Here is a 19,462-nt window from a genome sequence, read left to right as displayed (position 1 = left end):
ATGCCTGCTATAGAGAAAGTATTGGTTGCGAATCGTGGAGAAATTGCGGTTCGCGTATTACGTTCTGCACGATCCCTTGGATATCGAACTGTCGCAGTTTTTAGCCAGGCGGATCGCCACTCACTTCACGTTGCAGAGGCCGATGAGGCTATCTGCATCGGGGAAGGGCCGGTTCAGTCTTCCTACCTTGATGCCGAACAAATACTAAAGGCTGCTCAACGCACCGGGGCCAATGCGGTCCATCCTGGCTATGGTTTCCTGTCCGAGAATGCCGAGTTTTCGGCCGCGTGTGAGCAGGCAGGGTTGATCTTCATCGGCCCTTCAGCCCAGGCTATTGAGTTGATGGGTTCCAAGCGCCAGTCGAAAATTGCCATGATCGATGCCGGCGTACCAACGGTTCCCGGCTATGAAGGTGAAGACCAATCGCTTGCCACATTGCGCGACGCTGCCAACCGAATTGGTTTCCCTCTGATGATCAAGGCATCTGCTGGCGGTGGAGGCCGTGGCATGCGCCTCGTTACAGAATCGGCCGAGCTGGAACAGGAACTGGAACGCGCCGCATCGGAAGCACTTTCCGCCTTCGGTAACGATGAGTTGATTCTGGAAAAAGCCGTTATTGCGCCGCGTCATATTGAAATCCAGGTTTTCGGTGATCAGCTGGGTAACTGCATTCACCTTGGCGAGAGGGATTGCTCTATCCAGCGGCGCCATCAGAAAGTCGTTGAAGAGGCTCCCTCACCTTTTGTTGACGAAACGCTTCGCCAGAAAATGGGCGCCGCCGCCGTTAAAGCGGCTCAAGCCTGCCAATACGTCGGAGCAGGTACGGTTGAATTCCTGGTCGACAGCGATCGCAATTTCTATTTCCTGGAAATGAATACCCGCTTGCAAGTCGAACACCCGGTGACCGAATTGGTGACCAATACAGACCTGGTCGCCTGGCAGCTCAGAGTGGCTGAGGGATTACCTCTGCCCCTGACACAGGATGAAGTCACATTATCCGGACACGCGATAGAGGTTCGGCTTTATGCGGAAGATCCGGCACACAACTATTTACCGCAAACGGGTATTGTAACGGACTGGAGTCCCGCGAACCTTGAGGGGCTACGTATCGATCATAATCTGGCAACCGGTAGCGAGATTTCACCCTTTTATGATTCCATGCAGGCCAAGATAATTTGTTGGGGAGAGACACGAGAAGTCGCTCGCCGGCGTCTGGTTCGCTCTCTGGAAGAAACCACCCTTTTTGGTGTTCGCACCAACAAGCACTTCCTGCGAAACATACTCAAGCATGAGAATTTCGCTCAGGGACTCTCCACGACCGCCTTTATTAACGATCAGTTCAGTGATGACCCCTCACTAAGGATGGAGACCATTCCCGATTTACCGCTAGCACTTGCTACCGGTCTTCTGGTTGCCCACGATGAAAACTTTGGCGCACACAACTCATGGCATTCGGCTGCTTCGGCCAGAACCCGCTTAAGTCTGCGCAGTAATGACAGTGACCACATCGTTTATTGCACGGCACTACCTGATAGCAATAGCAAAACGATTGATATCGAAAACGGAACTACCATCAAGTTTGACGAGTTATTGATCACCGAACCTGGCCATGTTGAATTTATGCTTGCAGGACAATTAAACCGAGCCCGTTTCTCGTTGCAATCATCAACACTGGAGCTGGAAATTGATGGCGCCTATTACGCCATCGAAAACCGTAGCCAACTTTCAACGCACAATGCAGCCGAGGGTTCCGCAACGGAGGTAAAAGCCCCAATGGACGGCAGCCTGGTAGCCTTGATGGTCAATTCAGGCGACAAGGTAACTCGTGGGCAGACCCTCGCGGTCGTTGAAGCCATGAAGATGGAGCATCCTTTAAAAGCTGAAATAGATGGTGTTGTGGAAGACATTCGCGGTCAATGCGGCGATCAGGTAAAAACTCGTCAAACCCTGATTCATCTCTCAATATTAGCGCCAGACGAACAATAGATAATGGAGTCGAAAAGAATGCAGTCGCTTAAAGGAAAAACAATTATTATCACTGGTGGCAGCCGGGGCATTGGCCGGGAAATCGCCCTGCGCTGTGCCAAAGATGGTGCCAATCTCGTTATTGCTGCCAAATCTGCCACGGAACACAAGCACCTTGATGGCACCATTTTTTCAGTCGCCAAGGAGGTTGAAGCCGCTGGCGGTAAAGCCTTACCAATTCAGGTCGATGTCAGAGATCCTGAACAGGTCGCAGCAATGGCAGCCGAAGCCGCCAAGACATTTGGTGGCATTGATGCCTTGATCAACAACGCCGGAGCGATTCGCTTAACCAACGTCGAAAATACCGAAATCAAACGTTTTGACCTGATGAGCCAGGTGAATTCCCGTGCCGTACTCGTCTGCTCCCAGGCCGTTCTTCCCTACCTGAAAAAGTCAGAGAATCCCCATATTATTAGTCTGTCACCGCCTCTGGATATGGACCCACGATGGTTCAAGAACCACGCCCCCTACACCATCACCAAATACGGCATGTCGATGTTGAGCATCGGCATGGCAGAGGAGTTTCGTAGCAAAGGCATCGCCGTCAATACCCTGTGGCCACGCACTATTATTGCCACAGCGGCGATTGAATTTGAGCTGGGAGGTCGCCGAGCCTTTGACCGTGCCCGCACTCCAGCCATCATGGCCGATGCAGCCTGGGAAATATTGCGCAGTGAAAATCTTGAACTGACTGGCCGAACCCTGATCGACGAAACACTGCTACGTGAACGCGGTGTCACCGACTTCGATTGCTATCGTTACAACCCAGACGGCGGCGAATTAATGCCCGACCTGTTCGTTTAATCGCACTACGGCGGCTCGCGATAGGCTACGCCAGATCATATCTGGCGTAGCCTCAAGGCTGCCGTTATACTCCGCCTTTAAAACCTACCTGGGCGGATATCTCCTTGAGTTCATCGACATCCTTGCGTTTGCCGACGCTGGCCTTACTGTGCGCCGTTCTGCTCTGGAGCAGCTCATTCATAGCATTGAAAATAGCCTTTGACAGCTATTCTCCCATGGCTGTGATTTTCGCGAGGATGATCACGGCAACCTTCTGCTTTATTCTTCTACTGCCCATGCTAGGCCGCCCCAGATACCAGAAGGGTGACTGGCGTTATCTGGTGGCCATGGCCGCATGTGAGCCCTGTCTCTACTTTATTTTTGAGGCCTATGCTCTGCTTAATACAAGTGCTGCACAGGCCGGAATGATTTCAGCTACCCTGCCTTTGCTGGTCGCCCTGGGGGCATTTCTGTTCCTTAAGGAAAAAATTACCCGACTGTCATTGGCAGGTTTCGTAATCGCCGTCGGCGGCAGTGTCTGGCTGAGCTTACACAGTCCAAGCAATGAACAGGCCCCCAACCCGCTGCTGGGCAACTTTCTTGAGTTCCTGGCGATGTGCTGCGCCGCGGGATACACATTGATACTGAAACATCTATCAAGCCGATATCGAGCGCTGTTTCTGACAGCCGTTCAGGCCTGGATAGGATCTGTCTTTTTCCTGCCCCTGGCGCTTTACGAAGGCATTCCAACCACGTTTGAACTGGAAGGTATTCTGGCAATTCTTTATCTGGGAGTAATCGTTACCCTGGGTGCTTATGGTCTGTTTAACTACGCGGTCGGCCAGATGCCTGCCTCGCTGGCGACCAGCTTTATCAATCTGCTCCCCCTGTGTACTGCAGTCCTGGCGGTGTTAATTCTGGGTGAGACCTTCACCCTGTTTCAGGTGCTCGCTGCCGGGGTCGTTTTGCTGGGAGTTTTCATTGGCCGCATGGGTCACAGAGGTTGATCTAAAGGCACTGCTTAGCCAGGTATATTCACTAACTATCCTATTACAGGAATACCGATAGAGTTCAGCCTCCAGATGCCCTAACAATGGCCTAAAGCGAAAGCGTTTCCCGGTGAGTTTTTCTATCAGGCGTGATAGATAATAAAATGCCGGATAGCGACGATGGTTACTGAAATAGCGGTTGGGATTGGTCCAGCGAATCCAGTTATTGTAACGCTGCACAGCGCCCAAGACAGGTTTCTGCCAGGGGCTTAAAAGCTTATTCCGTACGAGGTCTTCCAGATAGTCACGGCGGGTATTGCTAGCAAGAGGAAGTTCGGGCATGGGCATCAATACCACCGAACCCATTTTCTTCTGACCAAAACTCTCCCGTTTCACACCGGCTTCTTCTGCAATACGCCGCGAAATTGGACGATCATAGTCATTATTAAGTCGCCAGGGATCCATCTCTTCAGACTCGGTGATTTGATGGATCGATTCGCGCTGTCTGGCCCCTATATAGGGTACGGGGATGTGAATGATACTTTTCCACAATCTGGCTTCACTCATGCCAAAACCGGATAGATCGGCACGTTTCAATAGATTATCGGCATCTTTTTCAAAGTTGGCATGCTCCATAGAGCGCTGGTTATACCAAAGCTCGCCCATTGTTCCGGTCAACAGTAATGATGGAGCACCGAGCAAGTTAAAAATCGGTTGAAGATTCCTGTCTTCATTGTTGTGTACGGCGGCATTAAACAGGATTTCCAGATCCAGATTCTGTAAGAAGGCATCTCGTTCAAGCTTGTCGCATTCGAACCCTAATTGAGCCGATATTTCGGAGCCATCATCACTGGGTCCGCGGCTTTGTTGACCTTTACGAAAAACCTCACCAACCGGCTTTGAATCCTTGCAGGTAAAAGCTCTATCCGGTTTATGCGGCCCCAAAAGGGCATTCACAGCAGTAGAGTCGTAACCTCGAGACTGGGTTGTCACCAGCTGAAACGGGAATTTTCTGGATGTAGCTTTGGCATTGTCAAGGCAACCCCACAAACTGGACTGCAGGTACTGTTTGTAGCTCGAAAAGCGCCTAAAAGGCTCAGGGACTGTTTTTTCCTGTATCACCCAGCCGGCGCTCTCCACTTTCAGGTTGTGATGGATCAGGCGATTAATAGATCCATTGGTGGTTGGGGTCTTCAATACGGTATTTTCCAAACCACGGGTGCGGGCTTCATTGAGTGTTTTGTAAGTTTGGCAACCCACCTTCAAGGAATCGTTAAGGGCAGCCAGCAATAACACCAGCGAATTTGCAGCGTACAAGACCCGATTAATAAATTGGAAGAAAATTGGTTCAGAGGTTGCCGTACTGGGACAGAGCAACAGGCTATCCCTGGAAAAGGCGACGCAGCTTCCAAACAGATTTTTACTTGCTTGAGGGCGGGCTGACTCAAAGGGTTCGGACCAAACCCCCTCAACCATAACGTCCTGCAGCCATTCAACGTGCTCTCCATAGAGAACACGCACCTGGCCAGACCGATAATTTGCGCACAGGACCCAACCCAGTGCTGGAATCCTGGCATCTTCTACGCCCTCTACATCCAGTATCATCCTGATTTAATCCCTTAATTGGCTACGCAAAATATTTAAAGTACTCATATACTGAAGTAAGGGTAATACATCTTAGCAATGCCACAACAGCCGCCAATATTAATGGCGAAACAACCGCTTTTATAGCTAAAGAATAGAAAATTAAAAATTTATTTATTATTTCGAAAAAATATATATGTAAGACCGTCAATTCTCACCGTTTATATATACTAAAACCTCCCAACGCAAACGGACTGTGTTGGCGCAAAAGGACTTAGCGTGAGCAGTATTCGAATATTCAAACACCATGTAAGAACCCCCTACCTTATTTTGGGTCTATTAGAATTCGCCTTGTTCTTCACAGGAATATTTTGTGCCATCTGGTTACGCTATGGTTCACTGGCACCAGAGCTTAGCAACGAAGAGTTACTCCCTTTAACCTACCGTGCCGGTCTGGTCAGCGCCACCTTCGTTGTCTGTATGTACGCCCTGGGCATGTACCAATCGCGCCTACGGGAAGGCTCCAGTGGCCTCGTGTTAAGAACCCTCATTAGTTTTACCATAGCCAATCTCACATTAGCGCTGTTCTACTTTCTGGTTCCTGAACTCATTATTGGTCGAGGCGTTTTCTTTATTTCCGCTGTTATCAATCTATTGTTTCTCAGTGCTACCAGGCTGGTATTTGGCAAACTCGTTGATGAAAAGGTGCTACGGGTCAGGGTTATGGTGCTTGGCGCCGGCGAACGTGCCAGCCGTATTGCCAAGCGGTTCAGGCGTCAATCTGATCGTCGAGGTTTTAAAATTGTCGGTTACCTTCCTGCCAATGATCAGGAACCCATGATTTGTACAGATCGCGCTATCATTACTGACATGTCCCTTAGCAATTTATGCGTGGCCCACCAGATCGATGAAGTTGTGGTAGCAGTAGATGATCGCCGCCAGGGCCTGCCGGTCAAGGACTTAGTCGAGTGCAAAATGTTAGGCATCGATGTCATTGACGAAGTCAGTTTTTTCGAGCGTGAAACTGGCAAGATAGAAATTGATTTACTTAGCCCGGGCTGGATCATCTTTGCCGACGGTTTCCACAATGGCCTGTACAAACTGGAAACCCGTCGGCTATTCGATATCCTTATCGCCTTAACATTATTGATTATCACTTCCCCTCTTATTCTGGCCACATACCTTGCGATCAAACTGGATGATGGTTTTTCAGCCCCCGCACTGTTTCGCCAGATTCGAACCGGGTTGGGTGGCGAGCCTTTTGAGCTCATTAAGTTTCGCAGCATGGTCATCGATGCAGAAAAAGATGGCGCGGTCTGGGCCAGTAAAAATGATCCACGCACCACACGAATCGGAAAAATACTGCGGACCTACCGCTTTGATGAACTGCCTCAGCTGATCAATGTGTTACGCGGGGATATGAGCTTTGTTGGACCCCGACCAGAGCGTCCTGAATTTATCGAGCAACTGAAAGAACAAATACCCTATTACGATGAGCGTCACCGTATCAAGCCCGGGCTAGCGGGCTGGGCCCAGCTCTGCTACCCCTACGGTGCAACCATCAACGACGCTCGTCAAAAGTTCAAATACGATCTCTACTACCTAAAAAACCACAGTCTGTTTCTCGATATATTAATCCTGATACAGACCGCTGAGGTTATTCTTTTTGGCAAGGGTGCGCGCTAATGTGGTTATCCCTTCACCGGCATGTTCTGACTGAATTCTGCTGGCTATGACCTTAAGCCAACGTATTCGAATTAATACCTTGTGGATGCTTGGGGGTAATGTTGGCCAAAATATTTTGGCCTTCCTGGCCGGCATTATTTTGGCCAGGCTTCTTGCCCCCGCCGATTTCGGCATGCTCGTTACAATTCAGATTTTTACCGGTGCCGCCGGACTTATCGCCGCAGGCGGCATGGGTGTCGCACTTATTCAGGCCAGAGACCTGAAAGAAAACGATGCCAATGTTGTCTTCAGCGTTCAAAGCGGTATTTGCCTGATCATATTTCTAATCTTTTATGGTATTGCTCCTTTTTTTGCCCAATGGTTTGACGACAGCATTTATCGCGATATGTTGCGAGTGTCCGCACTCACCTTTCTTATTCGCCCCCTGTCAAACATCCCTTCCGCTTTATTAACACGAGCACAGCGTCTTAAAGAGGTTGCCATCGTTCGTATGTTGACCTTAATCGTCAGCTCTAGCGCAAGCATCTATCTTGCTTATATCGGTTGGCAGACCTGGAGTTTGATATTTGGCGGATTAATCGGAGCCAGTTTTCAAGCCCTGGCGTTAATGATTGCGAGCGGATGGCGTCCTGGGTATACCTACGACCGAGACAGTGCCACACAATTGGGTTGGTTTGGCGTAAAGTTCGCCACCATCGACATTGTTATGTACACAAGAAAGCAACTCGAGAACCTTATCACCAGCTACCAGCTGGGGGCTCAACAGGTGGGGTTACTGAATAAAGGCAGCAGTTTATCCGAACTGCCAACAAAAATTGTGGTCTCATCCGCGTATCAGACCCTGTTCAGAGCGCTTTCGTCATTACAGGATAATAAGAACCAATCTTTGTACCTGTTTCAAAAGGCATTGGTGTTAATGCAATGTGTAAGCTGGCCCTGCTATCTCGGTCTGGCATGGGTTGCCGAGCCTTTTGTGCTTCTGGTTTATGGTGAAAAATGGTTGTTCTGTGTACCCCCACTGCAGATTTTCTGCATTGCGGCCCTACTCCATACCCCCTCGATGTATTCTGGCGCTGTCGTCGCCGCCCAAAACCAGCTAGGCAAGGAAGTGCCCATTCAAATTGAGGCCACCTGCATCAAACTGATTGCCGTACTTATTGGCGTTCAATGGGGAATTCTAGGGGTTGCCTTTGCAATGTTGCCCAGTATGGCCTATCTCTCGTTTCGTATGGGCTTATTAGCATGCCGGTCTCTGGGGTGTTCCATTGGCATCATGTTCCGAGCTATGGTACCGGCCATTGTTATGAACCTGCTGATGCTAGCCGCCCTGACGCTCAGCGATATGGTTATTACGGACCATAGATCCTGGACCTACCTGCTACTGACTTCTGTCTGGGGAGCCCTGGTGTATGGCGCAATTTTTATGCTCGCACCGGTGCCTGAAATTCGCGAAGAAAAACAACGGGTAATCGATCAAGTCCGAAAGAAAATCGGCTTGCATCCCTCGGCATCAAAAGATGTTGACTAGGGCACCTCTGATTAATTCGAATAGATCTCTGCGGATCCTAAAATGGTTTTTATCAAGGCGAAGCTCGCCGTTCATGTCGAGACCTGAACAAGGGTTTCAACACCGAGAGAAACCATTTTAGGAGCGCCCTACGCGGCTTTCAGGCGAATCCAGCCTCTTTGTTACGCCTTTTTGAAAGGTCTAGACCTTACTGCAAAGACGTGCCGCGATTCTGGATTCACCTGAAAGCCAGAGTTCATCTGAATTAATCAGAGGTGCCCTAGGATTTCCTTTTAAAGAGACCCTGTTTAATAACGGGCTCCCCCTGGTTTCTAGCAACCTGTATACAGCGGTCATCCCACAACTCGGCCATCGAAAAATCTTTTTGATTCGTGACCTCAAGATCACCAAGATCATTCTCGAGCAGCCACTGTTTTACCGGAGGTATATATTCCGGTACCGATGCACGGGCGGTAAATATTCGAACCTCAATACCTTGCCGTATCCAACCCTTCACTCTAATTAGCATCGGCTCAATAGGATCACCTATGTGATCAGCCCCCCGCCACCGATCATATTGAGCAAGGGTTCCATCCAAATCCACCCCAATCCATCCATTCATCTTATAGAACTTCCTCTACCGGCCAGTGTCAAAGTTTTTAACAATCGTCATAGATCGGACAGCTATCGATTGCCTAACCAGCTGAAACTATAGAGATAACAGCTTTAGGTATGCAATTTGCTTTATCTCCAATGACAGAATCGACGTTAGACAACCTGTGTTGTAACACCCAGGGAGATCAGCAGTACGGTTAATCTGTAGATTGTATTCAACACTAACCTAGGATATCAGCCATGTCAGAAGAGCTGTACCTCGCCAGTGCTGTACTCTTATTGGGAGCAATACTCGCTACCATCCTGCTTTTTTCCAGCCGTTTACGCCATCACCACCGCACTCCAGGCATGAGCATCAACCAAACACTGGAATCCCCTCTGGAAGCACGTGCACGCTCAACATTCATCCGCCGACGTCATCAGGGAGAAGTCTACTACCCCTTTATCGATGCTGATGGTACACCGGTTACCTTTGACCGACGGGAGCGTTACGACAGGCGCCACTACTAACCTCATCTAAAAACCATGAAAGCTACTTATCTTTAAGCAGCTCCCTGACATAACGTGCAGGAATGGCATAGGTGATACCGCTCGGCCTTTCCAGCAAACTCTCTTTTGATTCCTTAACAAACACCTTGTTAATGACCCCTAACAACTCCCCGTTCTCGGGATCGTACAGAGGACTTCCGCTATTCCCTGGGTAGGCGGTAGCATCCAATTGATAGACCAAAAAGGGATCACGCAGTCGTTTGACCATTTCGACATTCAACTGACCACTGCTCACGGCAGGAATTGCCACGGGACTAATACTAGAAACGTAGCCTCGATGCGTAACCGGATACAGGCCTAGCACGACCCCAATGGGAAATCCGGTGAAAGCAACTTGCCGCCCTTCTCGTACCGTTCGGGAGTTTTCTGCCAGAGGAAAAGCCGGTAAGGAGGTTCCTGATATTCGCAGCAGAGCCAGATCATGCTCCGCGTCCCGACGCAGTAGTCGGGCCTTTCTACGCTCGGCGCTACGACCCTTGCCGACAAACACAACCAGCTCCTCCCCGACCTCATCGGTCAGCGACTTGGTCACCACATGGTCATTAGTAATAACGTGATAGCCATCCCCGACAACAAAACCCGTACCCGCCAATAAAGGCGCTGGTGTGCGGGTTCTCAAATAACTACCCACACCGACCACTAGAGGACTTATTCTCTCAACAACAGATTCAAACTGCTCACTACCTGCTGTAGCAAAAGAAGACCAAAACACCAGCAGGAGAATCAGACCCGATATACTGGCATTGCTGGATTTATTAAAGATAGGCTTCAAGCCATTAATACTGGACTTATTACTCTGCAAAACAGACTCCTTGCCTATACTGTGATAGCAATCAGTTTAGTCTGAATTCCATTTTGGAACTGCATTACCTGACTAACTTTCTAAATTTACCCTAGATGCCCTTGTCGGTGGTTAAATGCGTCCTTGCACGAAGATGACTCACAATACTCTATGCAACTTGGCAGGCTATCTTTGCATGCTGCTCTTGCCCTTTGTCTCTAGCTATGCCACCGCTTCCGATCCGGTAAATCAGTGGATTCTCTATCACGAGTATTCCCCCAAAGACTGGCGCCGACAAAATCATGGAGGCATTGCATTCGATCCCTCAGAGGATTCGATCTACCTCTTTGGCTCTGATACCCATGGCAGTGACACCAACAATGCCGTCTATCAATTCGGTCTTGATCAGAAGCAATGGCTCGAGCATTACCCTCCGTCGGTGATCTCTACCTACCGCATCTCTGAAGCGGGTCAATTAGTCGCTGGCGATGAAGACACACCCATGCCCTGGGCCATGCATACCTTTGACAACATAGTGTTTGATCCTGCTCGACGCGCTCTCGTGATTACCGCGTTTCCCGAACACAATCCACTGCGAAAAAAAATGCCACGAAAAGGGATATGGAGCACCTGGCTATACCACGTTGATCATCGAAGCTGGTCAATTCTTAATAATGATCCTCAGCCCAAGGGCTTTGCCGGGGCCTCAGCCTATGATTCGAAACGGCAGCGCGTTTTACTCTACAAGTGGCGTATGTCGCAGCTCCCCTCCGCTGAGGAAAAGTGGCAAAAAGCCGGTCCGGGTAACGGGCATCAAATACACTACATGATGGAATACGATAGCCATCATGACCTTATCGCCGTTTTCGGGGACCACAAAAACAGCAATCGAGTGCATCTCTTTTATCCTGATGGAGATGGACCGAATGGTTATTGGGAAATACGCCAACCAGAGGGAGACAAGGTACCAGAAGATCAACATTTCCCTGTCGCCTTCAGCACCCAGGATAAAGTTTTTCTACTGGTTCCCGATGATACCGCTTTTAAGACCCAGCCATCCGGTTACCGTAAGCCGATCAAACCCAAACAGGCATTAACCTTTATCTACGATATTAAAAACAATCAGTATCTTGGCTTACCAAAGGCGCAACTTCCCCCATTGGGAATGAACTACTGCATGGTCTACAGCCCGAAAAAGAATGCTTTTTTTCTGTTAAGTGGCACTACCCAAATAAAGGTATGGCAACTCAAGCTTGATCTCGCCCAACTGGCTGTTCTGCAACCATCAACATCAGGGGCGAGCCAATGAGGATAGTAATTCATCTTATCTTTCTGCAATTTTTTGTGCTCACGCCACTGACTCATGCAGCCGAACAACAATGGCAGGTTACCCCCTTTACCCAAAGCCTTAGTGGAGGCCCTGATTACGGTTCTGCTGAGCAATCAGGCGCTGCTTTGCAGCATCTATGCGGAGTTGAGGATGGTTCTTTATTCCTTACCAGTGGCCAACGTATAGATCGTATCTCACCAAACGGCCAACGCTGGCCGATCGCAGGCGATGAGTTTCCGGGATACCTCGATGGAAAGGCCCCTTATGCTCGCTTCAGAATGGGTATCGGTGCCTATTACAAGAGTCATAACCTTGCTTGCGCCAACCCTGCATTGGTATTCATCGGCGATACCGGAAATCGACGAGTCAGGCGTTTGCGCCGGGAGGAATCGGGTTGGATGGTCGATACCATAGCCGGTGGCGGTAAGGTGCAATCCCTGTCAATCGGCCAAACCATCGAGGCCAGCCAGATCAATATCGGTAACACTTTCAGCATAGCTCTACAGGCGCAACACAAAATCATCATAGCGAGTCGATTGGGTGCATGGTCGGTAGAAACCAATACAGGAACAGCGCGATGGCTGGGGCACTGGCCCGCAAGCACTGCAATGCCTGGCTCAGACAAGGTGCAGTTAAATCTTATGATGGGAGATTCAGACAGACAGGGTAATAGCTACTTCGTCTCCCGTACTCCCGATGTTGTTATCCAGATAGATGCCAAGGATACAATCCGTCATTTTGCTGGAGTTGTTGCCAAACACCCCAAACCCCACCATCTCGGAGATGGGCCACCACTAGAAGCTTACTTTGATACACCTAACTCACTCGCTGTTGCGCCAGATGGTTCGGCGGTCTATGTCTGCGGCGGCGATGAATATGATATCCGGCGAATTCCAACAGTCGACGGCGAACACACTCAAACGCTGATGCAAAACGGATTCTGGGGAACAGCTAGCCGACACCCCAATAAAATCCGAGGCCCAGCAGTTTTTTTACCGGATACAAAAGGAACACTAAAACCCGAAGGCAAACTGACTGTTATGATGGTATCCCCTCTCTATGGTCGCGATTGGCGCGGTAACCTCTACGGTGGCATTGTTCCCTGGATCGGTATGACTCAGTTTGTCGATGGCACCGGGCTAATTTCCACCCACAGTTTTGCTCTCATCAAGGCAGCTCCATGAGCATTATTACTATCTTTCTTGCAGGCCAGTTATTGGGGTTACAATGCTCTGATCTTCCTGCGCTTCTTGACGACGAGCTTTCTCCGCCGCTGCAGATTAACTCCTCCGTTGCGGCTGGAAAGAGAGACTTTATGCTCGCCTGGCAGCTCGGCCAGCCCTATGACGGAGCGACCCATTCAAAAATACAGTTAGCGGCTCGGCTATCAAACGGTCAGTGGATTGCCTATCCATCAGCGTTAACTTCTGGTTTAACAAATGCCGTTCAAGCCAATCCCAAGTTGGCTTTTAATGGACGATACCTGTTGATATGGCAGGAATACAACGAGGTTAACGGGTGGGATATTCAGGGCGCAATATTGGCTGTCAACGACAAGATAGAGGTCATCAAAAACATCACGCTGAGCAACGCGCCCGACAATCAAACCTCAGCATTTGTGACCCGACACAATAGCGGCTTCGCAATTTCCTGGATGAGCTATCTCGATGAATTCTATCGTCCCTATGTGGTTACTATGGATCAGCAAGGCACGGTGTTACACCAAGGCTACCTGACAAGAAGCGATTCAAAAGTCGAATCTTATACTCCAGGCTGGGGTTATCAGACGCATGCAGGTAAATCTGATAGTGTTCGATATATAAAAGGGCAAAACGCCGTATTGCAATCTATTGATGAGCAGCTCTGGATCGCTTGGGAAGACAAAACCATCTGGTCTCCGGGCAAGAAAGGCAGCATCAGCTGGCACTACTCACCACTGACCGCCAGCAAAAAAGGCTGGTCAACCGATACAATTTTGAAGGCCCCCAGCCCCCTGATCGGCCGCACCAATGGCACCTTGGGCTGTTACATCGATGAGGTTTGCATTGCCAGTGGGGCCAGCATCGTCGGTAGAGGACAAAAAATGGCCCCCGCTTTTCGCTTCAACCCGAAGCTCTCCACCATTTATCCGGCCAATGTAGAGTTAAAGCGTAAACATTCTGGTTGGGACAAAGCCACCCTGTATCCTCTTTTTAATGAAGGGTATTCACTTTACGGCCCCATCTCCCAGGCTATCGATACAAAACACAAACTCCTGATTACTGCTTCCGTAGCCAAAACCCACAGAAAGCACGAAGGCGACCTTTATCAGCTCTTATTGGCTGAAACCTATGGCATGGAATCGACCAAAAGAGAACACTTGCCTTATACCTCGACAACTCCAATCCGAAACCCATCGGTTGCGGCAAACGACGCTTACCGTCTTGTCACTTTTGAACGGGCTTTAGCCAATGGCGGCATTAAACTCCATCAATGCTTCTGGCAAGCCGGGGATGCTCGATGATTCGTTGTCTTATAAGCCTGCTAGTCTTCTTATGGGCAAACTCCAGCTCAGCTCAACTGCAACAATCGGCTAAGGAATACAGTTGGGATGGTACGCGCTTTCGTGTTCCTATTGTTGTTCAAGACAGGGGGCAGGCCGACCATAACAGCACACCGGTTACGAGTGGGGTTCCCCTACCCTTTGGGATCGTATCTGATGTCAATCAACTAAGTCTGGAAGACGAGAATGGCAACCCGGTTGCCAGCCAAATTACTGTTCTCAGCCGCTATTGGGCTCGAGATAATTCCCTCCGCTGGGTACTACTCGATTACCAGGTGTCTCTAAAAAAAGGTGCAAAAAAAACTTTTTGGTTAACAAACAAACCCCCAAAGCCTCAGGCGCCATTTCTCAACATCAAAAAATTTCAGGATCGATGGGAACTTGATAACGGCAAGTTGCAACTGATTCTCGACCTGAAAGGCAGCCAGTTGTTCCACAGCATCTCGGTGATGGGGCAAACCATCCTTAGTGGGCATTCCGACGATGGTTTACTGATGGAGTCTTACCCCGCGGAATTTGCCGAACATCAACAGGGTAAGTCCTGGAACACCCATGGCTGGAGCAAATCCAAAGAACGGGTCTCAATCGATTACCCTCAACGCTGGTTTAAAAGCCATTACAATGCAAAAGATATCAGCCTGGAGATGAACGGTAGTCAGCGTGCAGTCATTCTGGTACGTGGTGCATTTTCTCCCCTGAGCGGGAAACCTTTAAAGCACCCCTTTTATCAATCAGATACTCGTATACACCTCTACCGTAACAGTCATCTGATACGAATCGAACACAGTGTTGGTAACAGTTCTCCAAAGCAACCCTTCTGGATATTGCCCTATCGTATTAACCGTTGGCAGGCGACCTTGGACATTGCCGATCCACAACAGTTACTCATAGGTACATCAGACTTTGCTGGCGGTGCTCTGACAACACAAAGCATAGCCTTTGATAATGACTACTGGATTGCGCAAGGCGGCCCATCGACAAAAAAAAAGCACGGACGTTATACATCCCAGCCTGGTCCCTTATTACTGCCTGACGATGCAAAAAGCGCCAACAGCACAGCACGATATCTCGCTATAAACGGCTCCAAAAGCTCTCTTCTGGTAACCCTGTCCCATTTCTGGCAAAAGGCACCACAGCGTCTGTCAATTAATGCTGGCAAGCTTGCGGTGGATTTTAATGCCCAGGCCATCCCTGCGAATACACAAGAAAACAGATCAAAGCCCTGGTATCAGTTGGATATCGGTGAGCGTACCTATCACGACCTGTTGCTGGTCCCGCAAGCAGAAAAAGCATCGGTGGCAGAGTTGGAATCCATGGCCCAGGCCTTCCAGTATCCCTTAAGGGCGATGGCCCCGGTTAACTGGTATCGAGACACCGAGGTCTGGTATCAGGAAATCGATTCCACGGGATATCCGATACCCAAAAACAAGGCTCCCTATTGGGTACCCAACCGTGCGGGTTATCGCTCTTACGGAGAGGAACGCAGCTACAATTCTGGCGGTCACCACCAAAGTCTCGTATCCAGCTGGCTGGCACCGCTTCAGGAACGTACGGGATCGAGCATTGAACGGGAAGAGGCCAGGAGTCTCTGGAGTATCAATCACAACCCGGGGTTGCATTATCGTCTACCCAACCTGATCTGGTCAGATAAACAGCCCCTGGAAACCATTAAAAAACAATTAGCCCAATGGAACCAAACCACTGGATTTGGCGCCAAGGAGATCTTCCTTTGGGCCAGTAGCGATGACATGGACGATCGAGCTGAAGGCAGAAGCTATTTGAATTTTTACAAATGGTTACCCGATATTGAGCATTACGCGCTATTTCGAATATTTGAGTGGTACTACCTCACCGGCTCTCCCTGGGCACTGGACACCATCAACGGATTTGTAAACTGGGACTTGAATTTCCAGAATTTGAAAATCTTCCGTGGCCAGCCTGCCCCTCTAGTCGACACAAAGGTCTTTGAACGAGACCGCAACGCACTGCGCAGGGCCCATTACTCGCGCATCTATAATTGGATGCTTTATACCAATCTTGCCGGATACCATGCCACGGGTAACCCGGTTATGGACTACTTCGCCAAATGGCAGATCCGCCGTGCACTGAAATTAATCAGGCTTAGAAACGGCCAGCTTAGTAACTGGAAAGACAAGCCTATCGCGAATTTGAAATCACCCAAAGGCGCTCAAACCAGCCAGCATCCTGAACTCTTCTCACCATTAAGTGCCAAGCTGTATAGCTCAAAAGCCAAAACCTGGATGGAAGCCCAGGCTCCACTGGCATTCCATGAAGCCTACAAAACCTATATGGATGAACGAATTCTCGATGCTCTATGGGCTCAAACAGATTACTTTGCCAACAATGCCCTGTTTTTCCCAGATTTGGGCCTCTTTAATGAAACCACATCTATGCCTCATAGACGTTATGGCAAGGGTAAACCGCCCTTCAAACCCCTGTGGCATGACCGCTACCTGCAAGCGCTTCCTCTGCTTTTTTACTATTCCGGAGATAACAGACTCTATCAGCGCTATAAAAAGCTGCTTGATGGAGCCTCTTCACATTGGGTTCGCCCCTGGTTTACCCAGGTATACCGCTGGCAGCAGTCTCCAGGAATAGCGAAAAAATCCAACCGGGCACCCAAAGCCATTTCAGATTTAACCCTTATCAGTGCTTCGAGAAAGGATGGCATCCAATTACAGTGGACCAGCCCTGAAGATGATGGCGTTGAAGGTAAAGCTAAGCGTTATTTTGCCAAAATCAGCAACCGGCCGATTGTTGAGTACGCCCAAACCAACCACTCGGCCCGAACACCTGAGCGAGATAGCATCCTTCAACAGGTTGAACAGGTGGTAAGGGAGCAATCCAAGGGCAGAAAAAAATTACGCCTGAGGCTTAAAGAAGGCTCGGTCGATGTAGAGTCGGATCAACATCCATTGCATTCACCTGAATGGCAACTAAAAGATGCTTTCTGGATGGCCGAACACCTTATAGGCGAGCCTATTCCGAGCGCCGCAGGAACAACAGAAAACTATCATATTGAAGCGATTCGCCCACACGCCTGGTTTGGTTTGGAACAAAATCTCAACCTTTCAGAATTACCCGCAGGAACCTATTATGTGGCAATCAAGAGCTGGGATGACGATCAAAACCTGAGTGCAATTTCCAATCTGCTAAAAATTGATCTTAAATAGAGCCATTGATCACCCATACTGAAGGATCAGAGCGTGACGGTCGAAACAGATAAGCAATGCATTTCAATTATTATGCCCAGCTATAATTCAGCGGAATACATAGCACATAGTATTGAGTCTGTATTAAGCCAGACCTATCCAAACTGGGAGTTGCTTCTGGTCGATGACGGATCCTCCGACAACAGCCTCTCAATCATAGAGTCCTATCTGAAAGATTCCCGTATTAAATTACTTAGCCAGCAGCACAAGGGCGCAGCCAAGGCTAGAAATCTGGCTCTGCAGGAGGCCAAAGGTGACTATGTCGCTTTTCTGGATTCCGATGACTGGTGGGAAGCCGAGTTTTTGCAAGATATGCTCAAAACCGCGACCGAAACCGGCTGTGATATTGCTTATTGTGGTTGGCAACGTACAGGGTTACCCGAAAAGCTCTGCCCAAGGTATGTGCCACCCGATTACAGCCAAGGTGGCTTAATGGAGGCTTTGATGAGAGAAAATGTCTGGCCTATTCACTCTGCCCTCTCCCGCCGATCGCTGCTTGAACACTTGGGAGGTTTTAATGAAACCTTACCTTGCTGTATGGATTTTGACCTTTGGTTGAGAGCCTCGCCGGATATTAGCGTCGCTCTGGTCCCTAAGGTCTTATCCTATTATCGTTTCCACAGTTCGACCCAGATCACCAGTCAAAAAGCACGCTTGATCATCGTGCATCTGGAAGTTCAACTCAGCTTTCTGGAAAATCGACCGGAGCTTTTCCAGACCATTCCTGATGACCAAATAAATCACTGGACTTGGGATCGTGTACGACGTAAGGCTTATGAGAACTTCTGGAGAGGAGAATTCACGGCCAGCAGCCAGCTATTTCGCCACCTGCTAAAACAGGGGCAATGGCACTGGAAAGACCTGTCACATACCCTATTCTCTTTACTGCCAACCTATATCCAGGAACGGGTTTTACCCCGGACCTGACAAGCATAATTCAAAGGCTATTTTTCCGACGCCAAACGTTCAATGCGACGTTTGAGAATAATAGAATCCGGGTTTTTATCGATACCTTGCATTAACAATCCCCGAGCCTTCTCCATATTCCCTTGACGACGATAAAACTCTGAAAAAGCGGCATAGCCCTGGGTAAAATTGGGGTTCATATCAATTGCCTTCTGGTAGAAACGCACCGCTAATACGGGTTCCTCAAGCCGGTCGTAGACTTTCCCCATTACCATATTTATCTCAGGTAGTAGAATATATCCCTGATTCTCGAGATGTGAAAAAACATATTCCAGGTTATTTTTCGCTACCTGCAAATCTTCACGTTTGGCGCTTACTGTTTTACGAGGATCCAATGAACGACGGATAAATGCCTTAGCCGTACAAAAATGGTGAACATGCATAAAATCAGGACCAATGATGTTTCGCCACTGGGTGATTTCAGCCTCGCTTTTCGGTCGCATCCTTGCCCAACAATAAGGAGGCAAAAAAGCCATCTCATCATCCTGCACCCTATTTGCAAAGGCACTATTCGATTCCATGACAAAAAACAGACCCAGAAGAAAATAGCATACTCGACTACCTTCCATGGTTTGGACACCCTCGCTCGTTTGGTTTTATTAGTTAAACAATCATTTTTCGATTACGCTAGCAACATTGAAAAACAGCACAATAAGGCTAAAACAGGATATTACAAGCCTCTCAAGTGTAGTGCACTTCACTCACCTTCTACCGACAAACGACCAAATCTAAAGAAATATTAATTTATTTTTTAATTTCAAATCACTATATATATTTTGCGGATTTCCCGGCTTTAATTCGGCTATTGTCCTAGACTTAACTCTCAGAATATCATCATAAAAATTAAGCTGGCAAAGGAATGCAACCAGACC

The 19,462-nt window shown here is 48.9% G+C and carries 15 protein-coding genes; 11 read left to right on the top strand and 4 right to left on the bottom strand.

All coding sequences use genetic code 11. The features are described 5' to 3' along the window. From MIB40_RS03510 to MIB40_RS03500, 3 genes are all read left to right on the top strand, one after another. Positions 1-1,986 carry an acetyl/propionyl/methylcrotonyl-CoA carboxylase subunit alpha gene (locus MIB40_RS03510; protein WP_249690892.1) on the top strand — a complete coding sequence of 662 codons (1,986 nt, stop codon included), beginning with the start codon at positions 1-3 and terminating at the stop codon, positions 1,984-1,986. An 18-nt stretch (positions 1,987-2,004) separates the two neighbouring features. After that, a complete protein-coding gene (locus MIB40_RS03505) occupies positions 2,005-2,829 on the top strand; it encodes an SDR family oxidoreductase (RefSeq protein ID WP_249690890.1) in 825 nt (274 codons plus the stop codon). 128 nt (positions 2,830-2,957) lie between these two features. Beyond that, positions 2,958-3,815 carry a DMT family transporter gene (locus MIB40_RS03500; RefSeq protein ID WP_249691307.1) on the top strand — a complete coding sequence of 286 codons (858 nt, stop codon included), beginning with the start codon at positions 2,958-2,960 and terminating at the stop codon, positions 3,813-3,815. Here the strand turns inward: MIB40_RS03500 and MIB40_RS03495 are convergent. After that, positions 3,720-5,402 carry a hypothetical protein gene (locus MIB40_RS03495; RefSeq protein ID WP_249690888.1) on the bottom strand — a complete coding sequence of 561 codons (1,683 nt, stop codon included), beginning with the start codon at positions 5,400-5,402 and terminating at the stop codon, positions 3,720-3,722. The genes MIB40_RS03500 and MIB40_RS03495 overlap by 96 nt on opposite strands. Before the next feature lie 258 nt (positions 5,403-5,660). Here MIB40_RS03495 and MIB40_RS03490 point away from each other — a divergent pair, with 258 nt between their 5' ends. Together MIB40_RS03490 and MIB40_RS03485 are read left to right on the top strand one after the other, a co-directional pair. Further along, positions 5,661-7,067: a TIGR03013 family XrtA/PEP-CTERM system glycosyltransferase gene (locus MIB40_RS03490; protein WP_249690886.1), complete on the top strand. Its 1,407-nt coding sequence runs from the start codon at positions 5,661-5,663 to the stop codon at positions 7,065-7,067. A gap of 46 nt (positions 7,068-7,113) precedes the next feature. Then, the gene (locus MIB40_RS03485; protein ID WP_249690885.1) at positions 7,114-8,595 is read left to right on the top strand and encodes a lipopolysaccharide biosynthesis protein; all 1,482 of its coding nucleotides are present in this window, start codon (positions 7,114-7,116) and stop codon (positions 8,593-8,595) included. A gap of 259 nt (positions 8,596-8,854) precedes the next feature. Here MIB40_RS03485 and MIB40_RS03480 read toward each other — a convergent pair whose 3' ends face one another. Next, a complete protein-coding gene (locus MIB40_RS03480; RefSeq protein WP_249690883.1) occupies positions 8,855-9,196 on the bottom strand; it encodes a hypothetical protein in 342 nt (113 codons plus the stop codon). A gap of 233 nt (positions 9,197-9,429) precedes the next feature. Here MIB40_RS03480 and MIB40_RS03475 point away from each other — a divergent pair, with 233 nt between their 5' ends. After that, positions 9,430-9,699: a hypothetical protein gene (locus MIB40_RS03475; RefSeq protein ID WP_249690873.1), complete on the top strand. Its 270-nt coding sequence runs from the start codon at positions 9,430-9,432 to the stop codon at positions 9,697-9,699. 22 nt (positions 9,700-9,721) lie between these two features. On the opposite strand, the gene MIB40_RS03470 is transcribed toward MIB40_RS03475, so the two are convergent. Beyond that, entirely contained in the window at positions 9,722-10,540 is an 819-nt protein-coding gene (locus tag MIB40_RS03470; RefSeq protein ID WP_249690872.1) for a S1 family peptidase, read from the bottom strand. A gap of 175 nt (positions 10,541-10,715) precedes the next feature. Between MIB40_RS03470 and MIB40_RS03465 the strand changes: the two genes are divergently transcribed. From MIB40_RS03465 to MIB40_RS03445, 5 genes are read left to right on the top strand one after another with little or no spacing between them, the layout of a single operon-like run. Next, positions 10,716-11,828 carry a hypothetical protein gene (locus tag MIB40_RS03465; RefSeq protein ID WP_249690869.1) on the top strand — a complete coding sequence of 371 codons (1,113 nt, stop codon included), beginning with the start codon at positions 10,716-10,718 and terminating at the stop codon, positions 11,826-11,828. Further along, on the top strand, positions 11,825-13,033 hold the full coding sequence (locus tag MIB40_RS03460) for an NHL repeat-containing protein (RefSeq protein WP_249690867.1): 1,209 nt from the start codon (positions 11,825-11,827) through the stop codon (positions 13,031-13,033). The genes MIB40_RS03465 and MIB40_RS03460 overlap by 4 nt, the downstream gene beginning before the upstream one ends. Continuing rightward, complete coding sequence (locus MIB40_RS03455; protein ID WP_249690866.1) at positions 13,030-14,352, top strand: hypothetical protein; 1,323 nt, start codon at positions 13,030-13,032, stop codon at positions 14,350-14,352. The genes MIB40_RS03460 and MIB40_RS03455 overlap by 4 nt, the downstream gene beginning before the upstream one ends. After that, positions 14,349-17,585: a hypothetical protein gene (locus MIB40_RS03450; RefSeq protein ID WP_249690864.1), complete on the top strand. Its 3,237-nt coding sequence runs from the start codon at positions 14,349-14,351 to the stop codon at positions 17,583-17,585. Before MIB40_RS03455 ends, MIB40_RS03450 begins: the two co-directional genes overlap by 4 nt. Before the next feature lie 33 nt (positions 17,586-17,618). Continuing rightward, positions 17,619-18,551 (top strand): glycosyltransferase family 2 protein, encoded by a 933-nt coding sequence (locus MIB40_RS03445; protein ID WP_249690862.1) that lies wholly within the window; start codon positions 17,619-17,621, stop codon positions 18,549-18,551. Between the two features lie 17 nt (positions 18,552-18,568). Here MIB40_RS03445 and MIB40_RS03440 read toward each other — a convergent pair whose 3' ends face one another. Beyond that, the gene (locus tag MIB40_RS03440) at positions 18,569-19,159 is read right to left on the bottom strand and encodes a tetratricopeptide repeat protein (protein ID WP_249690860.1); all 591 of its coding nucleotides are present in this window, start codon (positions 19,157-19,159) and stop codon (positions 18,569-18,571) included. Positions 19,160-19,462: the final 303 nt, after the last annotated feature.

The organism is Aestuariirhabdus haliotis, from assembly GCF_023509475.1.
Classification (GTDB): domain Bacteria; phylum Pseudomonadota; class Gammaproteobacteria; order Pseudomonadales; family Aestuariirhabdaceae; genus Aestuariirhabdus; species Aestuariirhabdus haliotis.
Note: the sequence above shows the minus strand (reverse complement) of the source record. Positions and strands in the feature narration are given on the sequence as shown.

What these genes read in the sequence shown, in the direction of transcription:
- MIB40_RS03480 (WP_249690883.1), bottom strand. Translation starts at nt 9,196, where the DNA reads ATGAATGGATGGATTGGGGTGGATTTGGATGGAACCCTTGCTCAATAT.
- MIB40_RS03485 (WP_249690885.1), top strand. Translation starts at nt 7,114, where the DNA reads ATGACCTTAAGCCAACGTATTCGAATTAATACCTTGTGGATGCTTGGG.
- MIB40_RS03440 (WP_249690860.1), bottom strand. Translation starts at nt 19,159, where the DNA reads ATGGAAGGTAGTCGAGTATGCTATTTTCTTCTGGGTCTGTTTTTTGTC.
- MIB40_RS03465 (WP_249690869.1), top strand. Translation starts at nt 10,716, where the DNA reads ATGCTGCTCTTGCCCTTTGTCTCTAGCTATGCCACCGCTTCCGATCCG.
- MIB40_RS03455 (WP_249690866.1), top strand. Translation starts at nt 13,030, where the DNA reads ATGAGCATTATTACTATCTTTCTTGCAGGCCAGTTATTGGGGTTACAA.
- MIB40_RS03510 (WP_249690892.1), top strand. Translation starts at nt 1, where the DNA reads ATGCCTGCTATAGAGAAAGTATTGGTTGCGAATCGTGGAGAAATTGCG.
- MIB40_RS03495 (WP_249690888.1), bottom strand. Translation starts at nt 5,402, where the DNA reads ATGATACTGGATGTAGAGGGCGTAGAAGATGCCAGGATTCCAGCACTG.
- MIB40_RS03505 (WP_249690890.1), top strand. Translation starts at nt 2,005, where the DNA reads ATGCAGTCGCTTAAAGGAAAAACAATTATTATCACTGGTGGCAGCCGG.
- MIB40_RS03475 (WP_249690873.1), top strand. Translation starts at nt 9,430, where the DNA reads ATGTCAGAAGAGCTGTACCTCGCCAGTGCTGTACTCTTATTGGGAGCA.
- MIB40_RS03460 (WP_249690867.1), top strand. Translation starts at nt 11,825, where the DNA reads ATGAGGATAGTAATTCATCTTATCTTTCTGCAATTTTTTGTGCTCACG.
- MIB40_RS03450 (WP_249690864.1), top strand. Translation starts at nt 14,349, where the DNA reads ATGATTCGTTGTCTTATAAGCCTGCTAGTCTTCTTATGGGCAAACTCC.